A 24185-nucleotide genomic window follows, 5' to 3' on the forward strand; every position below is an offset into this window, starting at 1 on the left:
TCTTCCAATCGTCATGCCGGACGTGTTCCGGCATCCACAGTTTCGCATAGTCAACGGCGTGTGCGCTTGTTGCACGGTGGATGCCGGAACATGTCCGGCATGACGAGGTGAATTTCGCGACGGTCTTGCGTTCGCGGGGATGAAGACGGTTCCGTCTGGACGGACCACAGTCTGTTCCCTCGCTCCACCTGGAGCGAAATGGCTCATTGTTGCCGGGCGACGTCGAAGCACGGTCGAGGCTCGGGCCCGTCGCAAAGGTACGATGCCGGGGCTGGCAGAGCAGTGGCAATTAGGTAAGGTGCTGCGACCTGATCCGGAGAATTGGTTTGTCGTTCAAGCCCCTGTCCCTCGCCATCCTGCTGGGCGCCACGTCGCTCGCCGTCCCCGCCGCGCGGCTGATCGCCCAGTCCACCCCGCCCGCCGCGCCGCCGGCCGCGCCAGCGGCCGCGCCCGCGGACGCCGCGGCGAGCTATGGCAGCTGGGGCTTCGACCTCACCGGCATGGACCGCAGCGTGCGGCCGGGCGACGACTGGTTCCGCTTCGTCAACGGCGCCTGGGCGGCACGCACCCAGATCCCGTCGGATCGCTCGTCCTACGGCGCCTTCGCGGTGTTGCGCGACGTATCCGAGCAGCGGCTGCGCAGCCTGATCGGCGGTTATAGCGCGACCGACACCGCGCATCCCGACCGGATGAAGGCAGCGATCCTCTACGCCGACTTCATGGACAGCGCGACCGCGGACCGGCTGGACGCAGCGCCGCTGGGCGAGCGGCTCAAGGCCGTCCGCGCCGCGACCTCGAAGGACGATATCGCCCGGCTGATGGGTCGATCGCTCGGTGGCTTCGGCGCCAGCTTCTTCGCGCCCGGCGTCAACGACGATGCCAAGCAGCCCGACGTCTATGCGCTGTACCTGCGCCAGTCGGGGCTGGGACTGGGCGATCGCGACCTGTACCTCGATGCCAAATTCGCCCCGCAGGTGGCGCGCTATCGCCAGTATGTCGCGCAGATGCTGGGCTTTGCCGATTGGCCGGACGCCGAGGCGGCCGCCGATGCCGTGGTGGCCATGGAGACGAAGCTCGCCGCCGCGCACTGGACCCGTGCGCAGAGCCGCGATCGCGACAAGACCTACAACCCCGCCACGCCCGCCCAGCTCGCCGCGCAGGCGCCCGGCTTCCCCTGGCCGACCTTCTTCCAGGCCGCGGGCATCGATGCGGCGAACCGGGCGATCGTGGCGCAGAACACCGCCTTCCCGGGCATCGCCAAGGTCTTTGCCGACACCGACCTCGCCACGCTGAAGGCGTGGGAGGCGTTCCGGATCGCCGACGACATGGCGCCGCTCCTGTCGCAGCGCTTCGTCGACGCGCAGTTCAACTTCCGCTCGAAGTTCCTCAACGGTCAGCCGCAGCAGCGCGAGCGGTGGAAGCGGGCGGTCGCCTTCACCGAGAGCGGCATCGGCGAGGGGATCGGCCGCGACTATGTCGCACTGTACTTCCCGCCCGCGTCCAAGGCCAAGATGGACCAGCTGGTCGGCAATCTGCGCGTCGCGCTGGCGGGCCGGATCCGCAACCTGACCTGGATGGGTCCCGCCACCAAGCAGCAGGCGCTCGACAAGCTGCAGGGCTTCACCGTCAAGATCGGCTATCCCGACAAGTGGCGCGACTATGGCGCCCTGCAGGTCAGGAAGGGCGACCTGGTCGGCAATGCCGAGGCGGCGATGCGCTTCGAATGGGACTATCGCCGTCGTCGTATCGGCATCCCCGTCGACAAGGCGGAGTGGGGAATGACCCCGCAGACGGTCAACGCCTATTATAATTCGGTCAAGAACGAGATCGTCTTCCCCGCCGCGATCCTCCAGCCGCCCTTCTTCGATCCCAAGGCCGACGATGCGATCAACTATGGCGGGATCGGCGGGGTGATCGGGCACGAGATCAGCCACGGCTTCGACGATCAGGGCCGCAAGTCGGACGGGCGCGGCGTGCTGCGCGACTGGTGGACCGCGGAGGACGCGACCAAGTTCGAGGCGCAGGCGACGCGGCTCGGCGCGCAGTACGAGGCGTACAGCTTCGAGGGGCTGCCGGGGCTGCACATCAATGGCCGCGCCTCGATGGGCGAGAATATCGGCGATCTGGGCGGCGTGCTGATCGCGCTCGATGCCTATCACGCCTCGCTCGGCGGCAAGCCGGCGAAGGTGATCGACGGCTTCAGCGGCGACCAGCGCTTCTTCCTGGGCTGGGGCCAGGTGTGGCGCACGCTGTTCCGCAACGAGGCGCTGCGCCAGCAACTGGTCAGCGATCCCCATTCGCCGGGGCAGATCCGCGCGGTCAATCCGCTGCGCAACGTCGATGCCTGGTACGCGGCCTGGAAGATCGATCCGAGCCAGAAGCAATATCTCGCCCCGGCCGACCGCGTTCGGATCTGGTAGGAAGACGGCGCCGCCACGCTCATCCCGCGGCGGCGTTGGCACCCTCGTCGACGTCCGCGGCGGCGTCCGCATCGACGCCGCGGTCCAGCCGGGCTTCGTCGGCGGCGAGCGCTTCGGCATCCCGGTCGGTGATGCCGAAGCGGGCCGCGACGTCTGGGGCGAAGCGCAGCAGATCGGGGCGCAGCCGCAACAGGCTGAGATCCTTCGACTTACCCTCCATCATCACGTCGAATTCCAATCCTTCCGCCATGCGCATGAAGGTCGCGAACTCGAACGGGTTGGTGAAGTCGGCATGACCCGTCCAGATGGGCGGACGCAGCACCGTCTTGATGCGGGCGGTCGCCTTGACCGGGGCCTTGAGCAACTCCCCCTTCTTCGCACGGGCGGTGCCCGCCTTGGCGGCGGCGCGCGCCTTGGGCGTGATCTTCTGCTTGATCTCGCGCAGCTCGGTGCGGGGCGAGGAGAAATGGATCTTCGGCCGGACGCCGGCCGGCCAGGTCGCCAGGAAGCGCTCGAGCGTCTCGCGCATGTCGAGCCGCTCCGGATTGAGGCACCAGAAATGCTGATAGTCGAAGATCAGCCGCACGCCGGTGCGTTCGTGGATCCATAGCACGTCCGCCGCCGAGAAGCGGATATCGTCATTCTCCAGCACCAGCCGGCGGCGGACGTGATCGGGGCATTGCTCCCAACCCTCGATCCAGCGGGCGCGGCTCGCCTCGTGATCGTCGTAGACGCCGCCGACATGGGTGATCATCACCGCCTCGTCGTCCAGCTCCATCCGGTCGAGCATCTCGGCCTGGCTCGACAGGTCCCAGATGCTCTTGGCGGTGAGATCAGGATTGGGCGCGTTGAGCAGCACATATTGCGACGGGTGGAAGGACAGGCGGATGTCGTATGCCTTCGCCTTGGCACCGAAGGCGCGCAACTCCGCATCGCTGTCGGCGACCATCGAATGGAATTGCGGCATGTCGGGATGGGTGGCGTAGGGCGCGATGTCCGACGACAGCCGGTACATGTCGAGCTTCTCGGACCTGAGATAGTCGAGCACCTGATCGAGCAGCTCGAGCGAGCATTTCAGATGCGGGTTCTTCTGCCACCGGCGGGTGTCCTGGCTCTTCAGGCCGGGACGGCCCATCACCTTGACCGGGAAGCCGAGGCGCAAGGGACGATCGCTGCGGGTCATGCTTCCACCTGTGCCTGGGGCAGGCCGAGACCCGCGACGAATGCGTTCCAGCCCGAAGCCGGCAGGGCGCCGCCCGTGGCCTGTGCGTGGCCGTTGCCATAGCGCCCGTCGGCCCCGGCCGGGCGGTGTTCGGCGAGGAAGGCGATCAGGTCCCGCCCGCTCGCAGAGCGCGCGGCGAAATGGACCCAGCCCGGCCGATAGCCGCGATTGGCCGCGATCACGATCTTGTCGCGGAGCCGGCCGCGCCATTGCTGCGCGATCAACGGATGGATCTGGCAGGGCGTGTCGAGGCGGATCAGCGCGACATCGCCCGCGACGAGCGGCGCCACCCGCTTGCCGACCTCCATCGCCTCCCGCACTTCCGCCCGCGCGGCGTGGAGCGCGCGGGTGTCGGGATCGTCGCCTCGAGTGATCGCCTTGGGACCGTCCGCGCGCAGCAGCAGGCGCAGGGCGGGCCCGGCGTCCGCCAGCGCCGTTCGCCGCGGTGCGTTGATCAGCGTGGTCGCGTCGCGCAGCGCCGTCTTGCCCCAGCGGGCCTGCGCCGCCGCGAGTTCCGGAAAGCCGAGCCCGTCGGCCATGTCGCCGATCAGGCCGATCGCGGCGAGCCATAGCAGGTCGTCCTGATCGCCGAGCGCGCCGGCGGACCACCAGGCGAGCAGCGCCGATGTCGGCTCGGGATCGAGGCCGTTGCCGCTGATCGTCACGGCATGCTGCGGCGTTCCGGTCGGCACGTGATGGTCGATGACGAGTGTCGGACAGCCCGGCAGCACCGGCTCGGGCCGGGTGCCGAGATCGGCGACGATCAGGCCGGCCGGTCCGAAGGCGGCGATCCGACTGGCGGTGTCGCCGTCCCAGGGCGAACCTGTCTTGCCGATCACCAGCGGTTCGGCCTGGCGGCCCGCCGTGCGAAGGGCGCGGACCAGGATCGCGGCGGCGGCGAGCCCATCGGCATCGAAATGGCTGAGGACGACCACCGGCCCCTCGCCGGCGAAGCCATCCAGTGCCTCCGCCATGGCGAGCCGCGCCGCCTCGCGCACATCAACTGCTTGGAAAAGCCTGCCAATCATCCGCTGCCAACGCAGCACCGGGCGCTCGGCTCCGCCGCCGTTACAGTCCGTCGCTCAGCCGGCGCACTTCGGTCTCGATGGCGGCGAGGAGCGCGACCATGCCGGCATCGTCGCCGCAGGTCAGCCGCCAGTGCTCGACATAGGCGGGGCCGCCGGGGCCGAAACAGCGATGGATGCGGCGCGCCTCGTCTGCGACGTCGACCCCATACAGGGGGGCAGCAGGTGGCGGCTGATCCATCAGCCTTGATTATCATCACCTTATCGGCTGCTCGACTCTGAATGAGTCCTGCTAAGGGACAGGAACGGCTCCCGACATCTCGAAGCGGATGGATGAAGAACGGGCCGCCGGATCGCTCCGGCGGCCCGTGCTACGACCGATCAGGGAGTATCAGGCGTAGGTGGCGGCGACGTTGCGGCGACGATAGCGGGCAGCGCCCGCGACCATGCCGAAGCCGACGAACATCAGCGCCCAGGTCGTCGGCTCGGGAACGGCCGTGACCGCGAAGTTGGCGACTTCGAACGCGTCGATCGCCTGGCTGTTCGAGAAGCTGACGCTGGTGATCGTCTCGCCGGCGGTGGCGGCGAAGTTCACATATTGCGACACGTTCTGGTTGCCGTCGGTGGTCGTGAAGCCAAGCGACTGGGCGGTATAGGTGATGCTGCGCTGGTTGGTGACGAGCGTCAGCGAATTGTAGGTGTCGGGCGAGCCCCAGAGGAAGCCGAGGTTCGTCACCGCCTGCAGGAAGGTCAGCGTCGCCGGCTGGCCCGCGGTGGGGCCGGCCGCCAGGAAGTTGCCGCCGAACACGCCGCCCTTGGGGATGTCCGCGAACGGCTGGTCGGAATTGTAGATCCGGCCACCGGTGAGAGTGGCGACCTGGCCATTGGCGCCGCTGAGGCCGGTGGCGCTGAGGGTCAGGTAGTTGCCCGACGCACCGCCGAGGGTCGGGGTGACGGCGGCGCTGGCGTGCGACGAGACGAAGACGGCCGCAGTGGCATAGAGTGCGAGGCGCAGCTGGCGCATGTGACGCATGAGACTCTCCCTGATGGGCTTAGTGGCCCGGGCTCAGGTCGAGCCGGGCATCATCGGAATGTCTCGCAAGACCAATGGTTTCGCTGTCGGGACGCCCTGATTTCGACTGTCCCGCATTGGTACGGATGCGGCACGCAGATCCGGCGGCGGACGCGCGCTTCAACAGATTCAAACGGGAGCGCCCCGGCAGAACGGAAATGGGCCGCCGGATCGCTCCGACGGCCCATCCTACGGCTGCTCAGGGAGAGTCAGGCGTAAACCGAGGTCACGCTGCGGCGGCGATAGCGGGCGGCGCCCGCAACCATGCCGAAGCCGACGAACATCAGCGCCCAGGTCGCGGGTTCCGGCACCGCCGTCACGGCGAAGTTGGCCGTCTCGAACGCGTCGAAGGCGGGATTGTTGGTGAACGACACGCTGTTGATGGTCTCACCGGCGCTCGCGGCGAAGTTCACATATTGCGAGACGTTCTGGTTGCCGTCGGTGGTGGTGAAGCCCAGCGACTGCGCGGTATAGGTGATGGTGCGCTGGTTGGTGACCAGCGTCAGGATGTTGTAGGTGTCCGGCGAACCCCAGAGGAAGCCGAGGTTGCTGACCGCCTGCAGGAAGGTCAGCGTCGCGGGCTGGCCGGCAAGCGGACCGGCCGCGAGGAAGGTGCCCCCGGCGATGCCGCCCTTGGGGATGTCGGCGAAGGGCTGGTCGGACGTATAGACGGTGCCGCCGGTCAGCGTCGCCACCTGGGTGCCGCCATTCGACAGGCCCGACGAGTTGAGGGTCAGGTAATTGCCCGAGGCGCCGCCAAGGGTCGGGGTGACGGTGGCGCTCGCTGCCGTGGCGGCAAACACGCTCGCGGTCGCGCAGAGCGCGAGATAGGTCTTACGCATTACACTCTCCCTGAGAGATCAAGATTTGCCGGAACCCGAATGGGTTGGGCCCTGCCGGAATGACTCAGAGGTCGAATGGTTCACGGCGCGTTAGGTAAATTTTTGTTTATCCCGGAACGATACAGCGTCTTAATTCAGGGCATTGGGCCGTTGCAGCTCGCCGATGTTGAGGGCGACGGTGCACAGATAGGCATAGCGTTCCGAACCGGCATCCTGCGCCTCTGCAAAGATCAGCCGCGCGACGAAGTCGAATGCGTCGCTGCCGAACGCCTCGATTGCAGCGAAGGCATCCGCCCAGCTGCTTCGACTGGTCATGGTCACAGCTCGATCGGCGCGGCCACCACGGGGGTGCAGAGCCGCTGGCGGATCTCGTCGGCGATCTGGACGATCGAGGAGCGCGCATCGTCGAACGTCAGCGTCGCCGACTGCGCCCAGCCGTCGACCACCGACAGGGCTTCGATGCCGTGGAGCTGGATCAGGCGCGTCGCCTCGCCGACCATTTCATCATGCGACATTGGCGAGGGCTCTCGATAGCGTTGGCGTCGGCGTGCGAGGCTTGGGTCGAAGGGCGTCAGGCGTTGCTGCCGGACGACGGCGACCGCCATCGAACGGGGCTCCAACCCCGGCTGGTCGCGAACGTTCCGGCCGGCCTGAACAAAGCGTTGAAAATCAGTGAACGTCGCGGTGCGGCCGGTGCTATCCAGGATGACGGGCGGGCGCGGCGCTGCCGTCGAGCCAACCGCCATCGGCCAGCCAGTCCGCCAGCCGGTCGGGCCAGTGTAGGATGGAGATGCGATTGGATTCATCGAGATTGAAGGCGTGGTCCGCCTCTGCATACATGTGCAGCTCGGCCGAGACATGCGCCTCGCGCAGCTGCTGGTAGAGCGCGACCGAGGGCGCGGCGCAGCACTGGTCGAGCGAGCCCGCGGTGATGAAGGCCGGCGGCGCGTGCGCGACGTCCTTGGCCGGCAGTCCGGCGGGGCCGGGAAAGACGAGGATCTGGAAATCGGGCCGCGCACTGATCCGATCGATCGCATCGGTGACCGGCCTGCCCGCGGGTTCGGGATTGTCCGCGATGAGCGACACCAATTCGCCGCCGGCGGAGAACCCCATTACGCCGATGCGCGCCGGATCGATGCCATAGTCGGCGGCATGGGCGCGCACCCAGCGCACGGCGCGGCGGGCGTCGTCTGCCGCATCGCCCGCCACGGTGTAGATCGAGCCCGGCTCGTTCGCGAGACGGTATTTGAGGACGAAGGCGGTGACCCCCATGCGGTTCAGCGCGGTCGCCACCTTGGTGCCCTCGTTGGTCCAGACCAGCAGGCGGTGACCGCCGCCGGGGATGACGATGACCGCGGCGCCGCTGCGGTGCTTCGGATCGGCCGGGAAGGCGAGCAGCGCGGGATCGTGGATGTTGCGCACCCAATAGTCGCGGCCGATCTCCGCCTCTCCACGCCGTGCCTTCACGCCGGGCGCGCCGTTCGGCCAGAGCGGGATGCGCTTGAGGGCAGGCTGTTCGACGGGGGCGGGGTCGGACGCGGCAGGCGCGGGCGGGGCGGCCCGCAAAGGGGCGGCAAGTGCCAGCGCCAGTGCCACGCATGCCCGATACCGCATCATCGCCGATCCTCTACCGCCATCACCATCGATGGCAGCGAAGCAGATAATCTATCGGTTTTTCAAGGCTCTTTGCTGGATCGACCGCAAGGCGCCCAAAGGTCAGCCCTGCATGCGACCTGCGAGAAGTCGGCTCAGCCGCTCGCGATCGTCGTCGGATACGGGATTGTACACGATCATGCCAAGCTCCGGGCGCCCCTCGACCGCGAAGGAAGCGAATTCCATCGCCAGCAGCCCGGCTTCGGGATGGTGGATGCGCTTGACGCCCTCGCCATGCGAGACGACATCGTTGTCCTGCCAGAGCTGGCGGAAGTCCGCGCTGATCCCGCAGAGTTCGTCGACCAGCGCTGCGGCCGCGGCGCTGTTGGCGGCGCCGGCGCGCGTCACATCGGCGCGGAAGGCGCCGACGACGAAGCGGGCGATCGTCTCCCAGTCGGCGTTGCGGGTGCGGACATGGTCGCTGCCGAACATCATGCGGAGGATGTTGCGCTCCTCGCGCGGCAGACGGGCATAGTCGGTCAGAAGTAGCGTCGCGGCGCGATTCCAGCCGACCACGTCCCACATCGCGGTCTTGATGATCGCCGGGCTGAGCGGCATCGCATCGAGGACCCGTTGCAGGCGCGGCGAGATGCCGTCGACCGGCCGATAGTGCGCTTCGGGCGGGCGACCGAGGGCCAGCATGTAGATATGCTCGCGCTCCGGATCGGTCAGCATCAGCCCTCTGGCGATGCGGTCGAGCACGTCGGCCGAAGGCGCACCGCCGCGACCCTGTTCGAGCCAGGTATACCAGGTCGGGCTGATGTTCGCACGGCTCGCCACCTCTTCGCGGCGCAGACCGGGGGTCCGCCGCCGCCCGCCGGCGAGCCCGAAGGCCGCCGGGTCCAGGCGGCTGCGCCGGTCGCGCAGATAGGTGCCGAGTGCATTGGGCAGGTCGCGGGGCATATCGATCCTGTTGCCGGCTATACCATGATAAGGTCACGTATTTAACAGGTTGCGCCGCAGCCCGATACCGGGTTCTCCAACGATCGGAGAGCGTCCATGCGTGTGTTCCTGACTGGTGCGACCGGCTTCATCGGCTCGCACGTCATCCCCGAGCTGCAAGAGCGCGGCCACCACGTGATCGGCCTGACCCGCTCGGACGAGGGCGCGCGACGGCTGGAGGCGGCGGGGGTCGAGGCGTGTCGTGGCGATCTCGAAGACCCTGCCTCGCTCTCCCGCGGTGCGACGCTAGCCGATGCGGTGATCCATTGCGCCTTTGACCATGATTTCGCGAGATTCGTCGAGAACACGCAGAAGGACGCGCGGAACATCGCGGCGATGGGCGATGCGCTGGAGGGGACGGGCAGGCCGATCCTGATCACCTCCGGGGTCGGGATCGGAACGCCGCGCCATGGCGGCCCGGCCACCGAGGATGTGCTGAACCCGCATCATGCCAATCCGCGCATCGCCACGGAGCTCGCCGCGGCCGGCCTGACCGCGCGGCGCATCGACGTGCGCACGATCCGCCTGCCGCAGGTCCACGACACCCATAAGGCAGGCCTGATCACGCCGCTGATCGGCGAGGCGCGCCGGGCCGGCGCGGTCGCCTATATCGGCGAGGGCGGGTCGCGCTGGGCGGCGGCACATGTCGGCGACGTGGCACGGCTCTACGCACTGGCGCTGGAACGGGGCGAGCCGGGCGCACGCTACCATGCATCGGCCGAAGAGGGCATCGCCATGAAGGCGATCGCGGAGGCGATCGGCGCGGGTGCGGGGCTGCCGGTCCGGTCGATCGCGACGGAGGAGGCCGAACGCTATTTCGGCTGGATGGCGGGCTTCGCGACGCTCGACATGACGGCGTCGAGCAGCTGGACGCGGGCGCGGCTCGGCTGGGAGCCGGTCGGGCCGGACCTGCTGTCCGACCTTGCCGCCATGGACTTCGCGCACGCCTGAGGCGCAACGAGCCACCGGCGGCACGCCCTTCAAGGCAAGCCGCCGGCGCCGCGTCAGGCGGTCAGCCCGCCATCGATGTTGAGCGTGGTGCCGGTGATGTAGCTGGCATCCGGTCCGGCGAGGAAGGCGACGGCGCCGGCGATCTCCTCGACCCGGCCGTAGCGGCCGAGCGGGACGAGTGTCGTCGCCTGCTGCGCGAACTCGCTGTCGGCGGGGTTCATGTCGGTGTCGATCGGGCCCGGCTGGACGGTGTTGACCAGGATGCCGCGCGCCGCGAGATCCTTCGCCCAGCCGCGCGCCAGCGCCGCAACCGCGGCCTTGGTCGCGCTGTAGACCGAGGTGGCGGGGAAAGCGAGCTCGCCCGAGACGCTGCCGATCAGGATGATGCGGCCCCCGTCGGCGAGATGCGGCAGGGCGGCACGGGTGCCGACATGCAGGCCCTTCACATTGACGCCGAACTGGCGGTCGTAGGTCGCATCGCTGTCCTCGGCGACCGTCGAGAATTCGGCGACGCCGGCATTGTGGACGAGGATGTCGATCCCGCCCAGCGCCGCGGCGGCCTGTTCGACTCCCGCCCGCTGCGAGGCGGGATCGGCGGCATCGGCCTGGAAGGCGAAGGCGGTGCCACCCGCAGCCTCAATCGCCGCCACCGTGGCGTCCGCCGCCGTCTTGTTGCCGGCATAGGTGATGGCGACGGTGGCGCCGTCGGCCGCCAGTCGTTTTGCGATGGCTGCGCCGATCCCGCGCGATCCACCGGTGACGAGCGCCTTCTTGCCCTGGACTGACATGTGTTTTCTCCGAATTTTTCCGCCCGCGATCACGGCCTCGTGCGCTGTCGGCAGGCGGGAAGATGGCGCGCCGCTTCAACAGTTCAATATTCCCGAACTATTAAATTTGCGGGTCGTGCCTATATCCGGTCCATGGCCCGCTTCACCCATCCGCGGCTGGAGGATGTTCCGCTCGATCTGGCGTTGCACGCGCTGGCGGACCCGAATCGGCTGGGCATGGTCGCGCGCCTCGCCGCCACCGAGCGGCTGAGCTGCACCGATGCCGCGCCCTGCGACACGATTCCCAAAAGCACGCTGTCCAACCATCTGAAGCTGCTGCGCGCGGCGGGGCTGATCGAAACGACGCAGGCCGGGCGCGAGATGATCAACACGCTGCGCCGTGCGGACTTCGACCGCCGCTTTCCGGGGCTGCTCGACGCGGTGCTCGCCAACCGGATCGACTGACCGGGCAGACGGGATCAGAGCATGCGCGGGGTCGTGCCGAACAGCCGCGCACGGGCGAAGGCGGTCATGCCGCGAAGCTTGTGGCGGAGGCAGAAGGCGCGAAAATGCGCGATCCCCCTATGGGTTGCGACCGGACGGACGACGTCCTGCCAGAGCGCCGCCAGATCCTGCCAGAGGAAGGTGAGGATCCGGCGGTCGCGGAAGACGTGCTTGGCGTAGAGCGCCCCGTCGCCGAAGCTGTAGCCGGCGAGCAGCCTCGTCTCGTCGGCCACGGCGCGGCGGCCGTGGTGATGGTCGACCGCGAAGCGCGGATCGTAGCGGACCGGGATGCCGAGGCCGAGCGCACGGAACAGGAAGTCGGTGTCCTCCGCCGCCACGAACGGCGCGCCCGCACCGAACCGCTCGTCGAAACGGCCGACGCGCGCGATCACCTCGCGGCTCATGGCGAGGTTCGCGCCCATGATGAAGCCGCCCGGAAAGGCACCGGGCGGCGCGACCATGGGATGATCCTCGAGCTTCAGCGTCACCGGCAGGTCGCGGGCATCGCCGGGCAGGATCCGGCCGCCGACGATCGCCGGCCCGTCGGCTTCGGCGAAGCTTTGGACGAGGCCTTCGAAATAATCGGGGTGGAGGACGCAGTCGTCGTCGGTCATCGCGACGATCGCGCCGCGAACCGCGGCCAACCCGCAATTACGGGCGCGGGCGAGGCCGGGATTCGCCTCGTCCAGCACGCGGACCGGAAAGGTCTGCGCCGCCTGCCAAGCCCGCAGCACCTGCGGGGTCGCGTCGCTCGAACCGTTGTCGACGAGGACGATCTCGATCGCGTGCGATGCGCCGCGTTCGACCGCGCGGGCGATCGAGGCGAGCAGCGCGGGCAGCGGCCCGGCGCGGTCGCGCGTACAGACCAGCAGACTGATCGCGACCGGCAGCGTCACGCCGCCACGCGGCGCACGAGCGGCGAACCGCCCGTCCAGCTGTCCAGATAGGCAGCGAGCTTGCCGTAGCTGTTGTCGAGCACGTGATGCGGGATGCCGAGCAGCAGCGCGAGGATATGGGCGTGCAATCGATCGGTCACGATCCGCTCGCCGCGCGAGAGCAGTTTCAGGCCGCGGGCGAGCCGCGCGGCGGCGCGGGCGTTGCGGTCGTCGGGCAAGGGCTCCTCGTCCTCCAGCCAGTCCACCGGTTGCACGCCGTGCGGTATGTCCCGATCGCCCATCCGCTCCGCGTCGGTCCGGAGCAGTGCGAGCAGCGGCTGGTCGGCCGTGCCGCGGGGCTGCGGGCCGATTGCGAAGGCGGAATCGGGCGCGAGCAGGGCCCGCCCGCCGACGAAGCCGCGCGCGGCGGCGAGGCTCGGCCGGTCGCGGACGAGAAGCGTGAAGTCCGGATGCGCGACGGCGATCCGGGCGAAGCGGGCGGCGGCTGCGGGATCGCCGAAATGGATCGACTGTGGCAGCTGGACGATGCGCCGGTCCGTCAGCCGCGCCAGCACCGCCTCGCGCAGCCGCTGGTGATGCGGCCAGATATCGCCGAGATTGCCGCCGCCATGGAGAAGGACCACGCCGTCCGGGCAGGCGCGGCGGAACGCGGCTTCGTCGAAATCATGCCAGGTGCAGACATAGTCCGGATCGCGGCCCGTGACCGCGCGCAACAGTGCGATCTCGCCAAGCCAGATCGCGCTGTCGCCGACATTCGGGTGGTCGGGAAAGTCGAGCAGCGCGTAGCGGTCTCCCGCGCCGACGAAGCCGCGATAGGCGGTGTCGAGCGCCGCCTGCTGGCCGGCGATGACGTCGCTCACGCCGCGAGCATCGCATCGCCCGCGGCGACCTCTGCGTAGAGACGCTCGCAACGGTCGAGCCATAGCTCCTGGGTGAACAGGCGCTGCACCCGTGCGCGCGGCACGGACGGCGGAATGGCGCGCGCGGCCTCGATCGCACGGGCCAGCGCCGCCACGTCTCCTGCCGGCGCGAAGGCCCCCGCGTCGCCGATCACCTCGCGCGCGGCGCCCATGTCGAAGGCGGCGACCGGCAGACCGCAGGCCATCGCCTCGGCCGCGACGAGGCCGAACGGCTCGTCCCAGCAGGGCGTGAAGACGAACAGCGAAGCGCCGCCGAGCGCCTCCGCCAGCGCCGCGCCGTCCAGATGGCCGCCATAGGCGATTTCGGGGCCGAGCAGCGGTGCCACCTCCGCCCGCCAATAGTCGGGATCCTCGATCGCGCCGAACAGCGTCAGCCGCACGCCCGCCGCCCGGGCCGCGCGGGCGGCGAGATGCGGCCCCTTGTTCGGGGTGATCCGCCCGCACCATACCGCCTCGCCATTGCCGCCGGGCCGATAGGGCCAGCGTTCGACCGCGATGCCGTTGTGCAGCACCGAGGCCTGGGGCGGGGCGCCTTCGGGCCACCAGGCGGCGAGCTGCCGCGCGGAGGTGACCGTCAGCCGGTGGCGGGCGGCCGGGCTGGCGGCGACGAACCAGCGGAGCGCGTCATAGGGCGGGACGTGGAGCGACGTGACCGTCGGCACCCGGCCGGTGCGCCGCGGCTCGAGCGGGAAGCGGTGGAGGCTGTTGTTGTGGACGACGTCGAAGCCGCCGGCGGCGATCCGGTCGCAGGCGGCGTCATAGCCGCTATCGAGATGCGCGATCAGCGGCGCTGAGCCGCGATGCTCCGCCCAGGGGAAGGTGCGCTCATAATGTTCGGCGATCACCGGATCGATGACGAAGCGCGGGTCGCTGTCGCCCGAGGCGAAGAGCACGACGTCGTGGCCGCGATCCTGCAACCCGGCGGCGAGCGCCCAGCAATGCGCTTCCATCCCGCCGGCAAAAGGCTGGGCGATGCGCTGGCGGACATGGGCGAGGATCGCGATCCTCATGCCGCGACGGAGTCGCGCGGCGTTGCCGCAGCGGCGGCGGCCGCCAGCTGGCGCAGCACGCGCGCGGTGTTCGCATAGGGCTGATGGCTCTGCTGGCCGGTCAGCGCCAGATCGTGCGCATCGGGGCGGCGGAGGATCCGGATCGGACGACCCGGCGCGTCGTCGATCAGCCCCATCAGCCGAAAGGCGTGGAGCCAGTGGCCCATGGTGCGATATCCCCATTTCGCCTCGAACAGCTGCGCGTTGCGCACGACGCTGTCGACATGGTGCACCGGCGGCATGTGATGGGGATGATATTGGTGATAGGCGAGGCCGCCCTTGATCCAGGCGATCGGCACCCCCGCCATGTCGAGCGTCTTGCCGAAATCGGTATCCTCGCCGCCATAGCCGCTGTACCGCTCGTCGAAGCCGCCGACCGAGAGGAAGGTCGCGCGTCGCATCGCGAAGTTGAGCGACCAGAAGCAGCGATAGTCGGAACAGGCCTCCCAGCCGCGCGGCGGCGGGCCGCGCCGGTCCGAATGCTTCTCCGCCACCGCGGCGAAGCCCTCATAGTCCCAGTCCCCCGCGGTCGCGCCGCCCGGCAGGTACATCACCTCGCCCATCAGCAGTGCGTCGATCTCGCTCGCGAAGCCGGCATAGTCGGCGATCAGCCCGGGTGTCGGGATGCAATCCATGTCCAGGAAGACGAGCAGCTCGCCGCTGGCGGCGCGCGCGGCGGCGTTGCGCGCGGCGGCGAGCGGCAGCGCGTCCGCCGTCACCGACATCTGGCGGATCGGGAAGGGAGCGTTCGGCAGCACGTAGAGTTCGTCCTGCATCACCGCGACGATCAGCTCGACCGGCGGCTGCGTCTGGCGCGACAGGCCGCGGACGACATTGGCCAGGTGATCGGCGCGGCCCTTCGCCAGCGTGACGACGGAAACGGTGGTCATGGACGGCGGGTCTCCAGAGGGGGGAGGGTCATGGGGGTGGGGACCGGCGTCCACAGCCGGTGGGCGAGCGCCTCCAGCCACAGGGCGACGCGATCCGCCGGTGCATCGTCGATCATCGCGCGCTGACGATCCGGGCAATGCCCGCCCCGTGCCTCGGCCAGGGCGGCGGTCCAGCCCTGCGCCGAGGACGGAAGGTGCGGGCGCACGCAGGCGACGCCGGCGGCGGCCAGCGCCTCCGCCTTGCGGTGCTGCTCGTCGAAATAGCGCCATTCCGGCACCGCCAGCCAGGGTCGGCCCGCGGCCAGGATCTGCTGGCAGCTGGTGTTGCCGGTCGAGGCGACGACGAGATTGGCGGCGGCGATATGGTCGGCTGCATCCTCCACCCAGCCGCGATGTTCGATATTGGCGGGCTCGGTCGCGTGCCAGTCGCGCTGGACCTTGCCGATCGTGATCCAGCGTGCGCCCGGCCGCGCGCGTGCACCGACGCCGAGCGGCGCCTGCGCGAAGCCCTCGCCGCCGCCGCCGGAGAGGACGAGGATCACCTCCTCGTCCACGGCGACGCCGATCCGCTGGCGTGCGACCTCGCGCTCGGGCATGCGCACATCGACGCCGAGCCCGCCCGCGAAACACGTCTTGGCGCGCATCGCCGCGTCCCATTCGGGCTGGGCGAGCGCGGCATGATAGGGAGCGAGCAGCCCGGCGGCGCCGTCATAGGCGGCGCGGTGGCCCGGGTCGTCGCGGTCGCCATGCTGGAGGATCTTGACGTGGGGCACCGAGCAGATCCGCGCGAGCTGCGCCACTTCCGCCGAGACGTCGCAGATCATCAGCGCGGGGTTGGCGCTGTCGAACCAGGCGGCGAGGGTCGCCATGGCGCGGCGGATGCCGGGCCAGCCGAGCGGCGCGCAATGCAGGGTCTGCGGCGTCGGCACCCAGTCCATCGTCTGCGGCTCGTCGCCACACGGCTCGAACAGCGAGGGCAGGCGGACGATCTCGACATGCCCGGGCAGGGCCGGAAAGATGTCGTCGCGCGCGCTGAAGATGGTCAGCGGCCGGGACGGGGGCAGGGCGTGCGCGATCGCGGCGCACCGCTCCGCATGGCCGCGACCCTGGTGGTGGACGAAATAGCCGAAGGGCTGCGTCATGCCGCTACCGCCGCGGCATCGACGGGGGCGAGACCGAGCAGGGCCAGCCCTTCGAGCACGCCGGCGGCGTGATGCGCCGCGACGCGGTGCAGGCCCGGACGCACGGGAAGCTGCGCCAGCTCGCCGCTCGCATTGCCGACGACGATCGCATGGCCGCACGCCGCCAGCATGTCCGCATCGTTGCCGCTGTCGCCCGCGGCGACGCAGTCGGCGAGCGTCCAGCCATGCAGCGCGGCATAGGCGGCGATCGCGCTGGCCTTGCCGCCGCCGGGCGCCAGAACGTCGATCAGCTGGTCGTGCGAGAAGACGATGCGGGCCTGAAGCTTCGCCGCGTCCAGGGCGGCGCGGATCCGACTGGCATCGGCGGCGCTGCCATAGAAGCTGATCTTGTGCGGGCCGGCCGTCGCGGCGGGTTGCGCCGCAAGCCCGAGCGGCGCGAGCGCGTCGATGACGGCCGGGCGATCCCAATTCTCGTCCAGACGCCGCGCATAGTCGTCGCAGGCCCGCCATCCGCCGATGCCATGGGGCAGCATGATGCGCGTCCCGACATCGACGATGAAGGCGTCGGGGGAGGGCAGGCGCCAGCGGCGCAGGATCATCCGCGCCGCGTCGAAGCTGCGCCCGGTCGCCACCACGAAGGGCAGCGACGCGCGCTGCCGCCATCGTGCGAACTCGGCGGCGGCGGGGAGGCAGCCGGTCAGCGTGTTGTCGATATCGCTGGCGAGGAGCTTCGGCGTCGCCAGTCGACCATAGAGCGTGCGCGTCGCGGCGGCATAGCGATGCCAGCAATATCGGTCCGCGCCGCGCATGCCGGCGGCGGCGCAGTGCGCGTGGCGCGCCGGATCGCCGACGATCGCCCGGATCGCCGCGGCGATCGCCCCGGTATCGCGGGGATCGACGACCAAGCCGTGGCCGAGCGTCTCGACGATCTCCGCCGGACCGCCGTTGCGGGTCGCGACCACCGGCACGCCCGCCGCGGCGGCCTCGATCAGCGTCAGTCCGAACGGTTCGTGCAACGCCGGATTAACGAATATGCCGCCCCGCGCGGCGCGGGCATACAGCGCGGCCACGTCGTCCGCATCGTGTTGCGGCGGCAGGGCGATGCGACCCTTCAGCCCGGGATCGGCCGCCAGGATGTGCAGTTCGTCCAGCACCGTGCGCTCGTCCTCCGAGGCGTGATCGTGCCGCCCGGCGAGGATGACGAGGTTGGCCGTCCCGCGCAGTGTGGCATCGCCGGCATAGGCGCGGACCAGCGCCGCGAGGTTCTTCTTGGCGACGGGCCGCGCAACGGCGAGGATGATCGGCCGCTCCGGCCGATCGAGCCATTCGCCCAGCCGGTCCGCCAGGGTCGGCCGCGTCGGCAACAGGTCGCGGCGCGGTACCCCCGGCGCGATGGCATGCACCCGCGCGCCGAGCGCCACGCCATAGCCGCCGAGCTGCTCCGTCGCCTCTTCCCGCGTCGAGACGACGATCGCCGCGGCGGCTGCGATCGCGGCGCCCTCCGCCGCGATCCGCGTCTCGAGCCCGGCACAGGCGATCCGTTGCGCGCGCTTGTCGATGCCGAGCGCGTGCGGCGTGTAGACGAACGGGATGCCGAAGCGGCGCTGCGCCGCCATCGCCACCGCGGCGGCGTCGGCGAAATGCGCATGGATCACGTCGGGTCGGCGCGGCATCCCGGCGAGATGCTCGAGAAAGGCGGCGGTGAAGGCGGGGAGATCGGCGCCGAGCGCTTCCTTCTCGAGGTAGCGCCGATCGCCCGTGGCGATGCGCGCGATCGTCAGTCCCGGCGCGACCGTCTCTTCGGGCTGCGCATAGGCAGAGCCGAGCCGGGCATCCTCGAACAGGCGGGTGGCGATGATCACCCGATCGACGTCCGGCAGCCGCGCCTGATGCGCCGCGGCGTCGAGCACATAGGCGATGTGCCCGCCCGTATCAGCCGTGATGCCGAAGTCCGTGGGAGGCGCCTTGAGACAACCGCCGAGCGCCAGATGAAGGATGATCACGAGCGCCCCTTTTCATTGCTGGAGCGTAACGTGGCTTCGGCAATTTTGCTCCGAAGTATCTATCTAGATTAGTTTTTACGCTCTGGTGTGCCGTGTCGGGACAGGGCGGAGCAGGCCGAAAGGGCGCGTTCGGCGACCACTTTGCGCTTTGGTAAGACACGGCATGCAAGGCTGCCGCATGATCCGGGAGCATCCTGCACCGTCGACGCCCGATCGACGGATCGCGCTGCTGATAGACGCCGACAATGTCGCGCCTTCGAAGATCGATGCGATCGTCGCGCAGCTATCGGCCTTCGGCATCGCCAACGTCCGCCGCGCCTATGGCGACTGGACGAGCGAGACGCTGAAGGGATGGAAGGAGAAGCTGCACCTGTTCGCCATCCGGCCGATGCAACAGTTCAGCTACTCGACCGGCAAGAACGCCACCGACATGGCGCTCGTCATCGACGCGATGGAACTGCTCTATACCCAGCGGCTGGACGGCTTCTGCATCGTCTCCAGCGATGCGGACTTCACGCCCCTGGTGATGCAGCTCAAGGCCAATGGCCGCGACGTCCACGGCTTTGGTGAGCGGAAGACGCCCAAACCATTCGTCAACGCCTGTACGAGCTTCCTGTACCTCGATGGCGGCGGGGACGGCACCGCCATTGCCGGGAACGGCGCCGGCGGCCCGCAAACCGGTCCGGCGACCGTGGACGACATTGCCGTCCGTCTCGCGACGCCGGTCCGGAACCTGGCAGGCGACACGAAATTGATCATTGCCCTGCGCAGCGGGGTCGAAGCCTGCGCCCGGCAGGACGGATGGGCGCCGATCGCGGCCGTGGGCTGCGAGACCAAGCGCCAGGCCGCCATCGACCCGCGCGCCTATGGCGCGAAAAGCTTTACCGACCTATTCGAGAAGACCAGGCTGTTCGACATCGTCAGATCCGCGAGCGGCCATGCCTATGTGGCGGACAAGCGAAACAAGGCCCGGGCGCCATCGCCGGAAATCTAGATCGGGGAGCATAGGGTCGTTCGGTCCGCGCCGAGCGACACCGAAGCATCGGTGACATCTTGTTGTGGCGTGAGGCCACGCAGCGCGGTCCTCACGATCTGCAATAGCGATCGACATAGTCGGCATGGGCGGGCAGGCCCGACACGGTTCGCTTCATCCGTTCGCGCATCGATCCGAGCATCCGGTCGAGTTCGTCGTCGCGCAGCTTGCCGGCGACCGGATGCCATGCCCGCGGCAGCAGGCCCTGTCCCATCATCACCTGGACCCAGCTGTTCTCGGCGAACAACTCCTCATTCCGGCGGAAGACGCGGCCTGTATCGCGGAACAACCCGATCTTCTGCTCGAGCGTATCGGGGATCGGCATGGCCGCGCAATAGCGCCAGAAGGCGCTGTCGCGCCGATCCGTGACCTTGTAGTGGAGGATCAGGAAGTCGCGGATCTGGACCATGTCAATCGACTGCTGGTCGTTGAACTCCGCACGGTCGCGCTCGCTGATCCCGCCCTGCGTGGGGAACAGCCGCAGCAGGCGCAGAATGGCCCGCTGGATCAGGTGGATGCTCGTGGATTCGAGCGGTTCCATAAAGCCGCCGGACAGGCCGATCGCCACGCAGTTGCGGTGCCACTGCCTGCGCCGGGCGCCGGTGCCGAAGCGCAGCATGTTCGGCTCTGATAGGCGTGCACCCTCGATATTGCCCATCAGGCGGTCGCGCGCGCGCTCATGATCGAGATAGCGCGAGCAGTAGACGATGCCGTTGCCGGCGCGATGCTGAAGCGGGATGCGCCACTGCCAGCCGGCATCATGGGCCATGGCTCGGGTATAGGGGACGGGCGGTCCCACGCTCTGCGTCTGCACCGCGATGGCGGCATCGCAGGGAAGCCAGTGCGACCAGTCGTCGAAGCCGGCATGCAGCGCCTGCTCGATCAGGAGCGCGCGGAACCCCGTACAGTCGATGAACAAATCGCCCTCGATCCGAGCGCCGGATTCGAGCATCAGCGCGGCGATATCGCCGCTCTCGCCGTCGAGCTCGACCTGCGCGATCCGCCCTTCGACCCGGGTGGCCCCGTCCGTCTCCGCCATGCCGCGGAGAAACTGTCCGTAGCGCGTCGCGTCGAGCTGATAGGCGTAGTTCAGCGGATCTTCGGGAAGATGGGCGAAGCGCCCGTCTAGGGCGGCCCGCAGCTCGAGACAGTAATCGTCATAGCTTTGTGGATGGCCGCGTCGGCGCGCCTCCAGCCAGAAATGCTGGAAGCCGGCGGCCCAATGATCCTTGCCGGTTAATCCGAAGGAGTGGAAGTAGCTGCTTTCCGGATCCTTCCAGCCTTTGAACAGGATGCCGAGCTTGAAGGTCGCCTGGGTCGCGCGCATGAACGCGGCCTCGTCGATGCCGAGCAGCCGGTTGTAGGTGACGAGCGGCGGGATCGTCGATTCACCCACGCCGACCGTGCCGATCGCATCGGACTCGATCAGGGTGACTCGGACCATGCGACCCATGATGCGGGCGATCGCCGCGGCGGCCATCCAGCCGGCCGTGCCGCCGCCGGCGATGACGACATGAACGATGCGGTCGTCGTTCATCGGCCCAGCGCCCGCAGCAAAAAGGCTCGCAGCCGTCCCGCGGCCTCCGCGGTCAGGGGCGACAGGATACTGCGTGCCTGTTCGGGGATATGGCCGACCGTGTCGGGACCGTTTTCGAACACGTAATGGTCGAACATGGCGCGCCAATAGGCTTTCTGCCCCGCCGGCAGGTCACGGACGCTGAGGATCGCGTGGTTGAGCGCGTCCTGGGGCTGGCCGAGCCAGCGCGGCGTCTCGCGCCACCAATAGTTGACGAGGACGTTGAAGGCGTCGAGCCCTTCGACATGATGCCACCACAGGGCGGGAATATGGAGGGCGTCGCCCGCCTCCAGCTCCGCGACGAGACCGTGGCCCAGCGCCGTGCAGAAACGCGGATGGGCGGCGAAGTCCGGTCGGTGGAAATCGACCATGCTGATCGCGCGGCCGGCCGGTGTATGGTCGATCGGGCCGAGATAGAGGTTGGCGAACTGATCGGGTGGGAACAGGGTGAAGCGACGTCGGCCGACGGCGACGCAGGCGAGATTGTCGGGAACGTCGTTATGCGCCGCGATCCGCGACCGGGTGCCGATCCAGATGCTCGCGATGGGGGTGCGGTCGCCCAGATCGAGGGCGTTGGCATCCTGCAAACCGCAGAAGGGGGTCTTCATGTCGACCGCGCCGATATAGACGGGGCGGCTGGTCGCCGTCCCCTCTTCCTGCGCCGCGATCTGCGCGAAGATGTCGGGAAGCCGCGACTGCACGGTGGCGAAGTTCAGCGCCATCCCCGCGTCGTAGAACAGGCGGCCGTCGCTGTCGGGGGTGCCGATCGAGACCGTGAACGGGATGTCGCGACGCAGAGCGAGGAGATAGTCGCGCGCCGCCTGCGCGGAGCGGCGGCCGGCGCGGACCAGCGGCCAGTCCGCGACCAGGCCCCTCACGATGAAGGGGCGCGTCGCGGCGCGCAGCCGAGCATCGAGATCTGCGGCGTCGGCGACCGTCACCACCTCTACCCTGGACAGGGCGGCGAAAATCCCCGCGTCCATCTCAGCCATGCGTCAGCTCCGCATTCTTGCGGGCGATCAGGGCGGGCAGGTTGCTCTGCGACGCGAGGGCCATGAAGATAGGCATCAGATGCCCATCACGATGAAGATCGTCGAGGGCGCTGCCGTCCAGATCGATCAGTCGGTCTTCGTCGATGACCTGGAAGCCGACGAGCTGGTTCACCGAACCGTCGGCGAGCGCGACCTCCAAGGTCAGCGGCTCGAGCAGGTCGTGCCGTCGGAGTGCGGCGAAGAACTCCTCGCTGGCCCGATAACTCGTGTCGAGCGCCCCGAGCTTCTCGATCACTCCTTCCAGATAGGGTGTCGGCTGGCCATCGACATCGAACAGGAGCGTCCCTTCGGTGTCGCTCAGGCGGGGGCTGTCCATGTCGATATGGACCTGGCCACCCGCCACATCCGGCGCGAAGCGCCCGATCAGGAAGGGCTGCACGTCCATGACGAGCGGGATGTAGCGCGCATCCCAGCGGCCGTCCTTGAGATAGAGGTTCTCGCCGGTCTCGAACCCGAGAAGAACGACAGCGTCGGTGCGATCCCGGGCGATGTCGCGGCGGAAGAGGATGAGATATTCGTGCTGGGCGCGGCGGAATTCATCCGGGACGACGAGGCAGCTCGTCAGTCCGTCGCCCATCGCGACGCTGCGTTCAGGGACGATGCGCGTCGTCGCATGGGTGGCGGGGGTGAGGATCGCATGCTGGGCCATGTCAACGAAGTCCCGAAGAGGATGCAGGGCCTTGGGCCGCCGCGCGGCGCAGACCGTCAAAATAGGCCCGCTGGGTGGGCAAGCTGGCCGCGAGCGCCCGCGTCCGCTGGCGCAGCAGCGTCAACGGTTCGGCCAGGGCTTCGCCGGTCGCGGGCGGTATCGCCGGGGCCGGATGGTCCATGCCGTACAGGACATAGTGATAGCTGGCGGGCGGGAAGATCTCGTCCACATGGGGCAGGTCGGCCTGCGACGGCGGCTGCTCGCGCCAGACCATGAGCTGTTCGGCCAGTCGCGGCGGGATCGTGTCCGGGTCGCGCTGGGCGCGCCAGTAAGGCTCGTCACGCCGGCTGAGGACGTAGTGAAGCTTGAGAAACTCGACGATCCGATCCCAGCGATAGTGGAACAGCCGGTCGAAGCGGCGCGCCTGCACGTCCATCGCGGTGCGATCCTGCGGGAAGTTGGCGAGCAGCGCATCGAGAGACAGCTCGATCAGGACGATGGCGGAGGCCTCGAGCGGCTCGCAAAAGCCGGCGGACAGTCCGACCGCCAGGCAGTTGCGAACCCAGAACCGTTCGCGATGCCCGGAGCGGAAGCGGAGCTGCCGGACCGGCACCGTCCCGTAGTCGATGCCCGGCGCCGCGCGCGACAGATAGCGGCGCAGCACCGCGGCGGCGCCATCGTCGTCCATGAAGCGCGAAGCGTATACGCAGCCGATGCCACGCCGGCTCTGCAGGCCGATGTCCCACAGCCATCCCGCCTCGTGCGCGGTCGATATGGTCTGCGCCGCGATCGGCGTGGTGGGCCCGACCGGCACCTGCACCGCCAGCGCGCGATCGTTGCACAGGGTGGCGGAGCGGTCGACGAAGCCGCTGCCGAGCGCGCCGCCGATCAACAATGAAGCATGACCGGTGCAATCGAGAAAGAGATCGCCGGCGATGGCGCCGTGATCGCGGGTCGACACCGCGGCGATGTCGCCGGTGGCGGATCGCACGATAGCGACGACATGATCGCGGACATGACGAACGCCAAGACGGCCCGCGCCATGCCGCGCGAGCAACGCCGCGAACTTGCCGGCATCGAGATGATAGGCGTAATTGAGCGCGCCCGCATAGCCGGGCATGTCTCGCTGACGGGGGGCGAGATCGAGGGCGGCGATCGCAGGCTGCGGGCTGACCGCATCGGCAAAGGCCCGGCCGCCGCCATGGCGCTGCCAGCCGGCGACGAGCGCGCGTGAGTCCACTGCGGGTGGCGGCACGAACGGGTGCCAGTAGCGATCGTCCGCCGCGCCGGTGCGCCATCCGTCGAAGCGCGAGCCCTGCTTGAACGCCGCGTCGCATTCGAGGAGGAAAGCCGCTTCGTCGAGGCCGATCTGCCGGAGCGTGCAGCGCATCGTCGGCCAGGTGCCCTCGCCCACGCCGACCGTCGGAACATCGGGGGACTCGACGAGCGTGATGTCGACCGGGTGGGTTGCGACCTCGCCGATCCGCGCGGCGAGGACGCAGGCGGACAGCCAGCCGGCAGTGCCGCCGCCGACGATCACGATGCTTCGGGTTTCGGTCCCGTCCGCCACCTGCCTT

Annotated in this window: 24 protein-coding genes; 4 read left to right on the forward strand and 20 right to left on the reverse strand. The window is 69.0% G+C overall.

Going from position 1 to position 24185, the window contains the following annotated elements; genetic code table 11:
• Window positions 1-326 precede the first annotated feature (326 nt).
• Window positions 327-2420, forward strand: coding sequence for a M13 family metallopeptidase (locus tag IEX18_RS16510; RefSeq protein WP_229664663.1), 2094 nt, complete (start codon window positions 327-329; stop codon window positions 2418-2420).
• Between the two features lie 19 nt (window positions 2421-2439).
• On the opposite strand, the gene uvsE is transcribed toward IEX18_RS16510, so the two are convergent.
• The 9 genes from uvsE to IEX18_RS16555 form a co-directional block, all read right to left on the reverse strand.
• A complete protein-coding gene (gene uvsE, locus IEX18_RS16515) occupies window positions 2440-3603 on the reverse strand; it encodes a UV DNA damage repair endonuclease UvsE (RefSeq protein ID WP_188660404.1) in 1164 nt (387 codons plus the stop codon).
• Window positions 3600-4640, reverse strand: coding sequence for a single-stranded-DNA-specific exonuclease RecJ (locus IEX18_RS16520; RefSeq protein ID WP_229664664.1), 1041 nt, complete (start codon window positions 4638-4640; stop codon window positions 3600-3602). Before IEX18_RS16520 ends, uvsE begins: the two co-directional genes overlap by 4 nt.
• A 70-nt stretch (window positions 4641-4710) precedes the next feature.
• Window positions 4711-4908 carry a hypothetical protein gene (locus tag IEX18_RS16525; protein WP_188660409.1) on the reverse strand — a complete coding sequence of 66 codons (198 nt, stop codon included), beginning with the start codon at window positions 4906-4908 and terminating at the stop codon, window positions 4711-4713.
• A 150-nt stretch (window positions 4909-5058) separates the two neighbouring features.
• Window positions 5059-5700: an Npun_F0296 family exosortase-dependent surface protein gene (locus IEX18_RS16530; protein WP_188660412.1), complete on the reverse strand. Its 642-nt coding sequence runs from the start codon at window positions 5698-5700 to the stop codon at window positions 5059-5061.
• Window positions 5701-5948: 248 nt separating this feature from the next.
• Complete coding sequence (locus tag IEX18_RS16535; protein WP_188660415.1) at window positions 5949-6581, reverse strand: Npun_F0296 family exosortase-dependent surface protein; 633 nt, start codon at window positions 6579-6581, stop codon at window positions 5949-5951.
• 129 nt (window positions 6582-6710) lie between these two features.
• Window positions 6711-6896: a hypothetical protein gene (locus IEX18_RS16540; protein WP_188660418.1), complete on the reverse strand. Its 186-nt coding sequence runs from the start codon at window positions 6894-6896 to the stop codon at window positions 6711-6713.
• A gap of 2 nt (window positions 6897-6898) precedes the next feature.
• Entirely contained in the window at window positions 6899-7096 is a 198-nt protein-coding gene (locus IEX18_RS16545) for a hypothetical protein (RefSeq protein ID WP_188660422.1), read from the reverse strand.
• Window positions 7097-7277: 181 nt separating this feature from the next.
• Window positions 7278-8177 (reverse strand): alpha/beta hydrolase, encoded by a 900-nt coding sequence (locus IEX18_RS16550; RefSeq protein WP_229664665.1) that lies wholly within the window; start codon window positions 8175-8177, stop codon window positions 7278-7280.
• Window positions 8178-8297: 120 nt separating this feature from the next.
• The gene (locus IEX18_RS16555) at window positions 8298-9137 is read right to left on the reverse strand and encodes a helix-turn-helix transcriptional regulator (RefSeq protein WP_188660426.1); all 840 of its coding nucleotides are present in this window, start codon (window positions 9135-9137) and stop codon (window positions 8298-8300) included.
• A gap of 96 nt (window positions 9138-9233) precedes the next feature.
• Between IEX18_RS16555 and IEX18_RS16560 the strand changes: the two genes are divergently transcribed.
• Window positions 9234-10127 (forward strand): SDR family oxidoreductase, encoded by an 894-nt coding sequence (locus IEX18_RS16560; protein ID WP_188660429.1) that lies wholly within the window; start codon window positions 9234-9236, stop codon window positions 10125-10127.
• Between the two features lie 53 nt (window positions 10128-10180).
• Here the strand turns inward: IEX18_RS16560 and IEX18_RS16565 are convergent, their stop codons facing one another.
• Window positions 10181-10915 carry an SDR family oxidoreductase gene (locus tag IEX18_RS16565; protein WP_188660432.1) on the reverse strand — a complete coding sequence of 245 codons (735 nt, stop codon included), beginning with the start codon at window positions 10913-10915 and terminating at the stop codon, window positions 10181-10183.
• A gap of 132 nt (window positions 10916-11047) precedes the next feature.
• On the opposite strand from IEX18_RS16565, the gene IEX18_RS16570 reads away from it, so the two are divergent.
• Window positions 11048-11359: an ArsR/SmtB family transcription factor gene (locus IEX18_RS16570; RefSeq protein WP_188660435.1), complete on the forward strand. Its 312-nt coding sequence runs from the start codon at window positions 11048-11050 to the stop codon at window positions 11357-11359.
• A gap of 14 nt (window positions 11360-11373) precedes the next feature.
• On the opposite strand, the gene IEX18_RS16575 is transcribed toward IEX18_RS16570, so the two are convergent.
• Genes IEX18_RS16575 through IEX18_RS16600 form a run of 6 tightly spaced genes read right to left on the reverse strand, consistent with a single transcriptional unit; the run spans window position 11374 to window position 18298 of the window.
• A complete protein-coding gene (locus tag IEX18_RS16575; protein WP_188660438.1) occupies window positions 11374-12294 on the reverse strand; it encodes a glycosyltransferase family 2 protein in 921 nt (306 codons plus the stop codon).
• Window positions 12291-13154, reverse strand: coding sequence for a polysaccharide pyruvyl transferase family protein (locus tag IEX18_RS16580; RefSeq protein ID WP_229664666.1), 864 nt, complete (start codon window positions 13152-13154; stop codon window positions 12291-12293). The genes IEX18_RS16575 and IEX18_RS16580 overlap by 4 nt, the downstream gene beginning before the upstream one ends.
• Window positions 13151-14224, reverse strand: coding sequence for a glycosyltransferase (locus tag IEX18_RS16585; RefSeq protein WP_188660444.1), 1074 nt, complete (start codon window positions 14222-14224; stop codon window positions 13151-13153). The genes IEX18_RS16580 and IEX18_RS16585 overlap by 4 nt, the downstream gene beginning before the upstream one ends.
• On the reverse strand, window positions 14221-15153 hold the full coding sequence (locus tag IEX18_RS16590; RefSeq protein WP_188660447.1) for a galactosyltransferase-related protein: 933 nt from the start codon (window positions 15151-15153) through the stop codon (window positions 14221-14223). Before IEX18_RS16590 ends, IEX18_RS16585 begins: the two co-directional genes overlap by 4 nt.
• Complete coding sequence (locus IEX18_RS16595; RefSeq protein ID WP_188660451.1) at window positions 15150-16295, reverse strand: glycosyltransferase; 1146 nt, start codon at window positions 16293-16295, stop codon at window positions 15150-15152. Before IEX18_RS16595 ends, IEX18_RS16590 begins: the two co-directional genes overlap by 4 nt.
• Complete coding sequence (locus IEX18_RS16600; RefSeq protein WP_188660454.1) at window positions 16292-18298, reverse strand: HAD family hydrolase; 2007 nt, start codon at window positions 18296-18298, stop codon at window positions 16292-16294. The genes IEX18_RS16595 and IEX18_RS16600 overlap by 4 nt, the downstream gene beginning before the upstream one ends.
• Window positions 18299-18476: 178 nt before the next feature.
• Between IEX18_RS16600 and IEX18_RS16605 the strand changes: the two genes are divergently transcribed.
• Entirely contained in the window at window positions 18477-19292 is an 816-nt protein-coding gene (locus IEX18_RS16605) for an NYN domain-containing protein (RefSeq protein ID WP_188660458.1), read from the forward strand.
• Window positions 19293-19383: 91 nt separating this feature from the next.
• Here the strand turns inward: IEX18_RS16605 and IEX18_RS16610 are convergent, their stop codons facing one another.
• From IEX18_RS16610 to IEX18_RS16625, 4 genes are read right to left on the reverse strand one after another with little or no spacing between them, the layout of a single operon-like run.
• Window positions 19384-20868, reverse strand: coding sequence for a tryptophan halogenase family protein (locus IEX18_RS16610; RefSeq protein ID WP_188660462.1), 1485 nt, complete (start codon window positions 20866-20868; stop codon window positions 19384-19386).
• A complete protein-coding gene (locus IEX18_RS16615) occupies window positions 20865-21899 on the reverse strand; it encodes a cupin-like domain-containing protein (RefSeq protein ID WP_188660464.1) in 1035 nt (344 codons plus the stop codon). Before IEX18_RS16615 ends, IEX18_RS16610 begins: the two co-directional genes overlap by 4 nt.
• Window positions 21892-22608 (reverse strand): SapC family protein, encoded by a 717-nt coding sequence (locus IEX18_RS16620; RefSeq protein ID WP_188660466.1) that lies wholly within the window; start codon window positions 22606-22608, stop codon window positions 21892-21894. Before IEX18_RS16620 ends, IEX18_RS16615 begins: the two co-directional genes overlap by 8 nt.
• Window position 22609: 1 nt before the next feature.
• Window positions 22610-24178, reverse strand: coding sequence for a tryptophan halogenase family protein (locus tag IEX18_RS16625; protein ID WP_229664667.1), 1569 nt, complete (start codon window positions 24176-24178; stop codon window positions 22610-22612).
• Window positions 24179-24185: the final 7 nt, after the last annotated feature.

The sequence above is a fragment of the Sphingomonas metalli genome, from assembly GCF_014641735.1.
Lineage (GTDB): Bacteria > Pseudomonadota > Alphaproteobacteria > Sphingomonadales > Sphingomonadaceae > Sphingomonas > Sphingomonas metalli.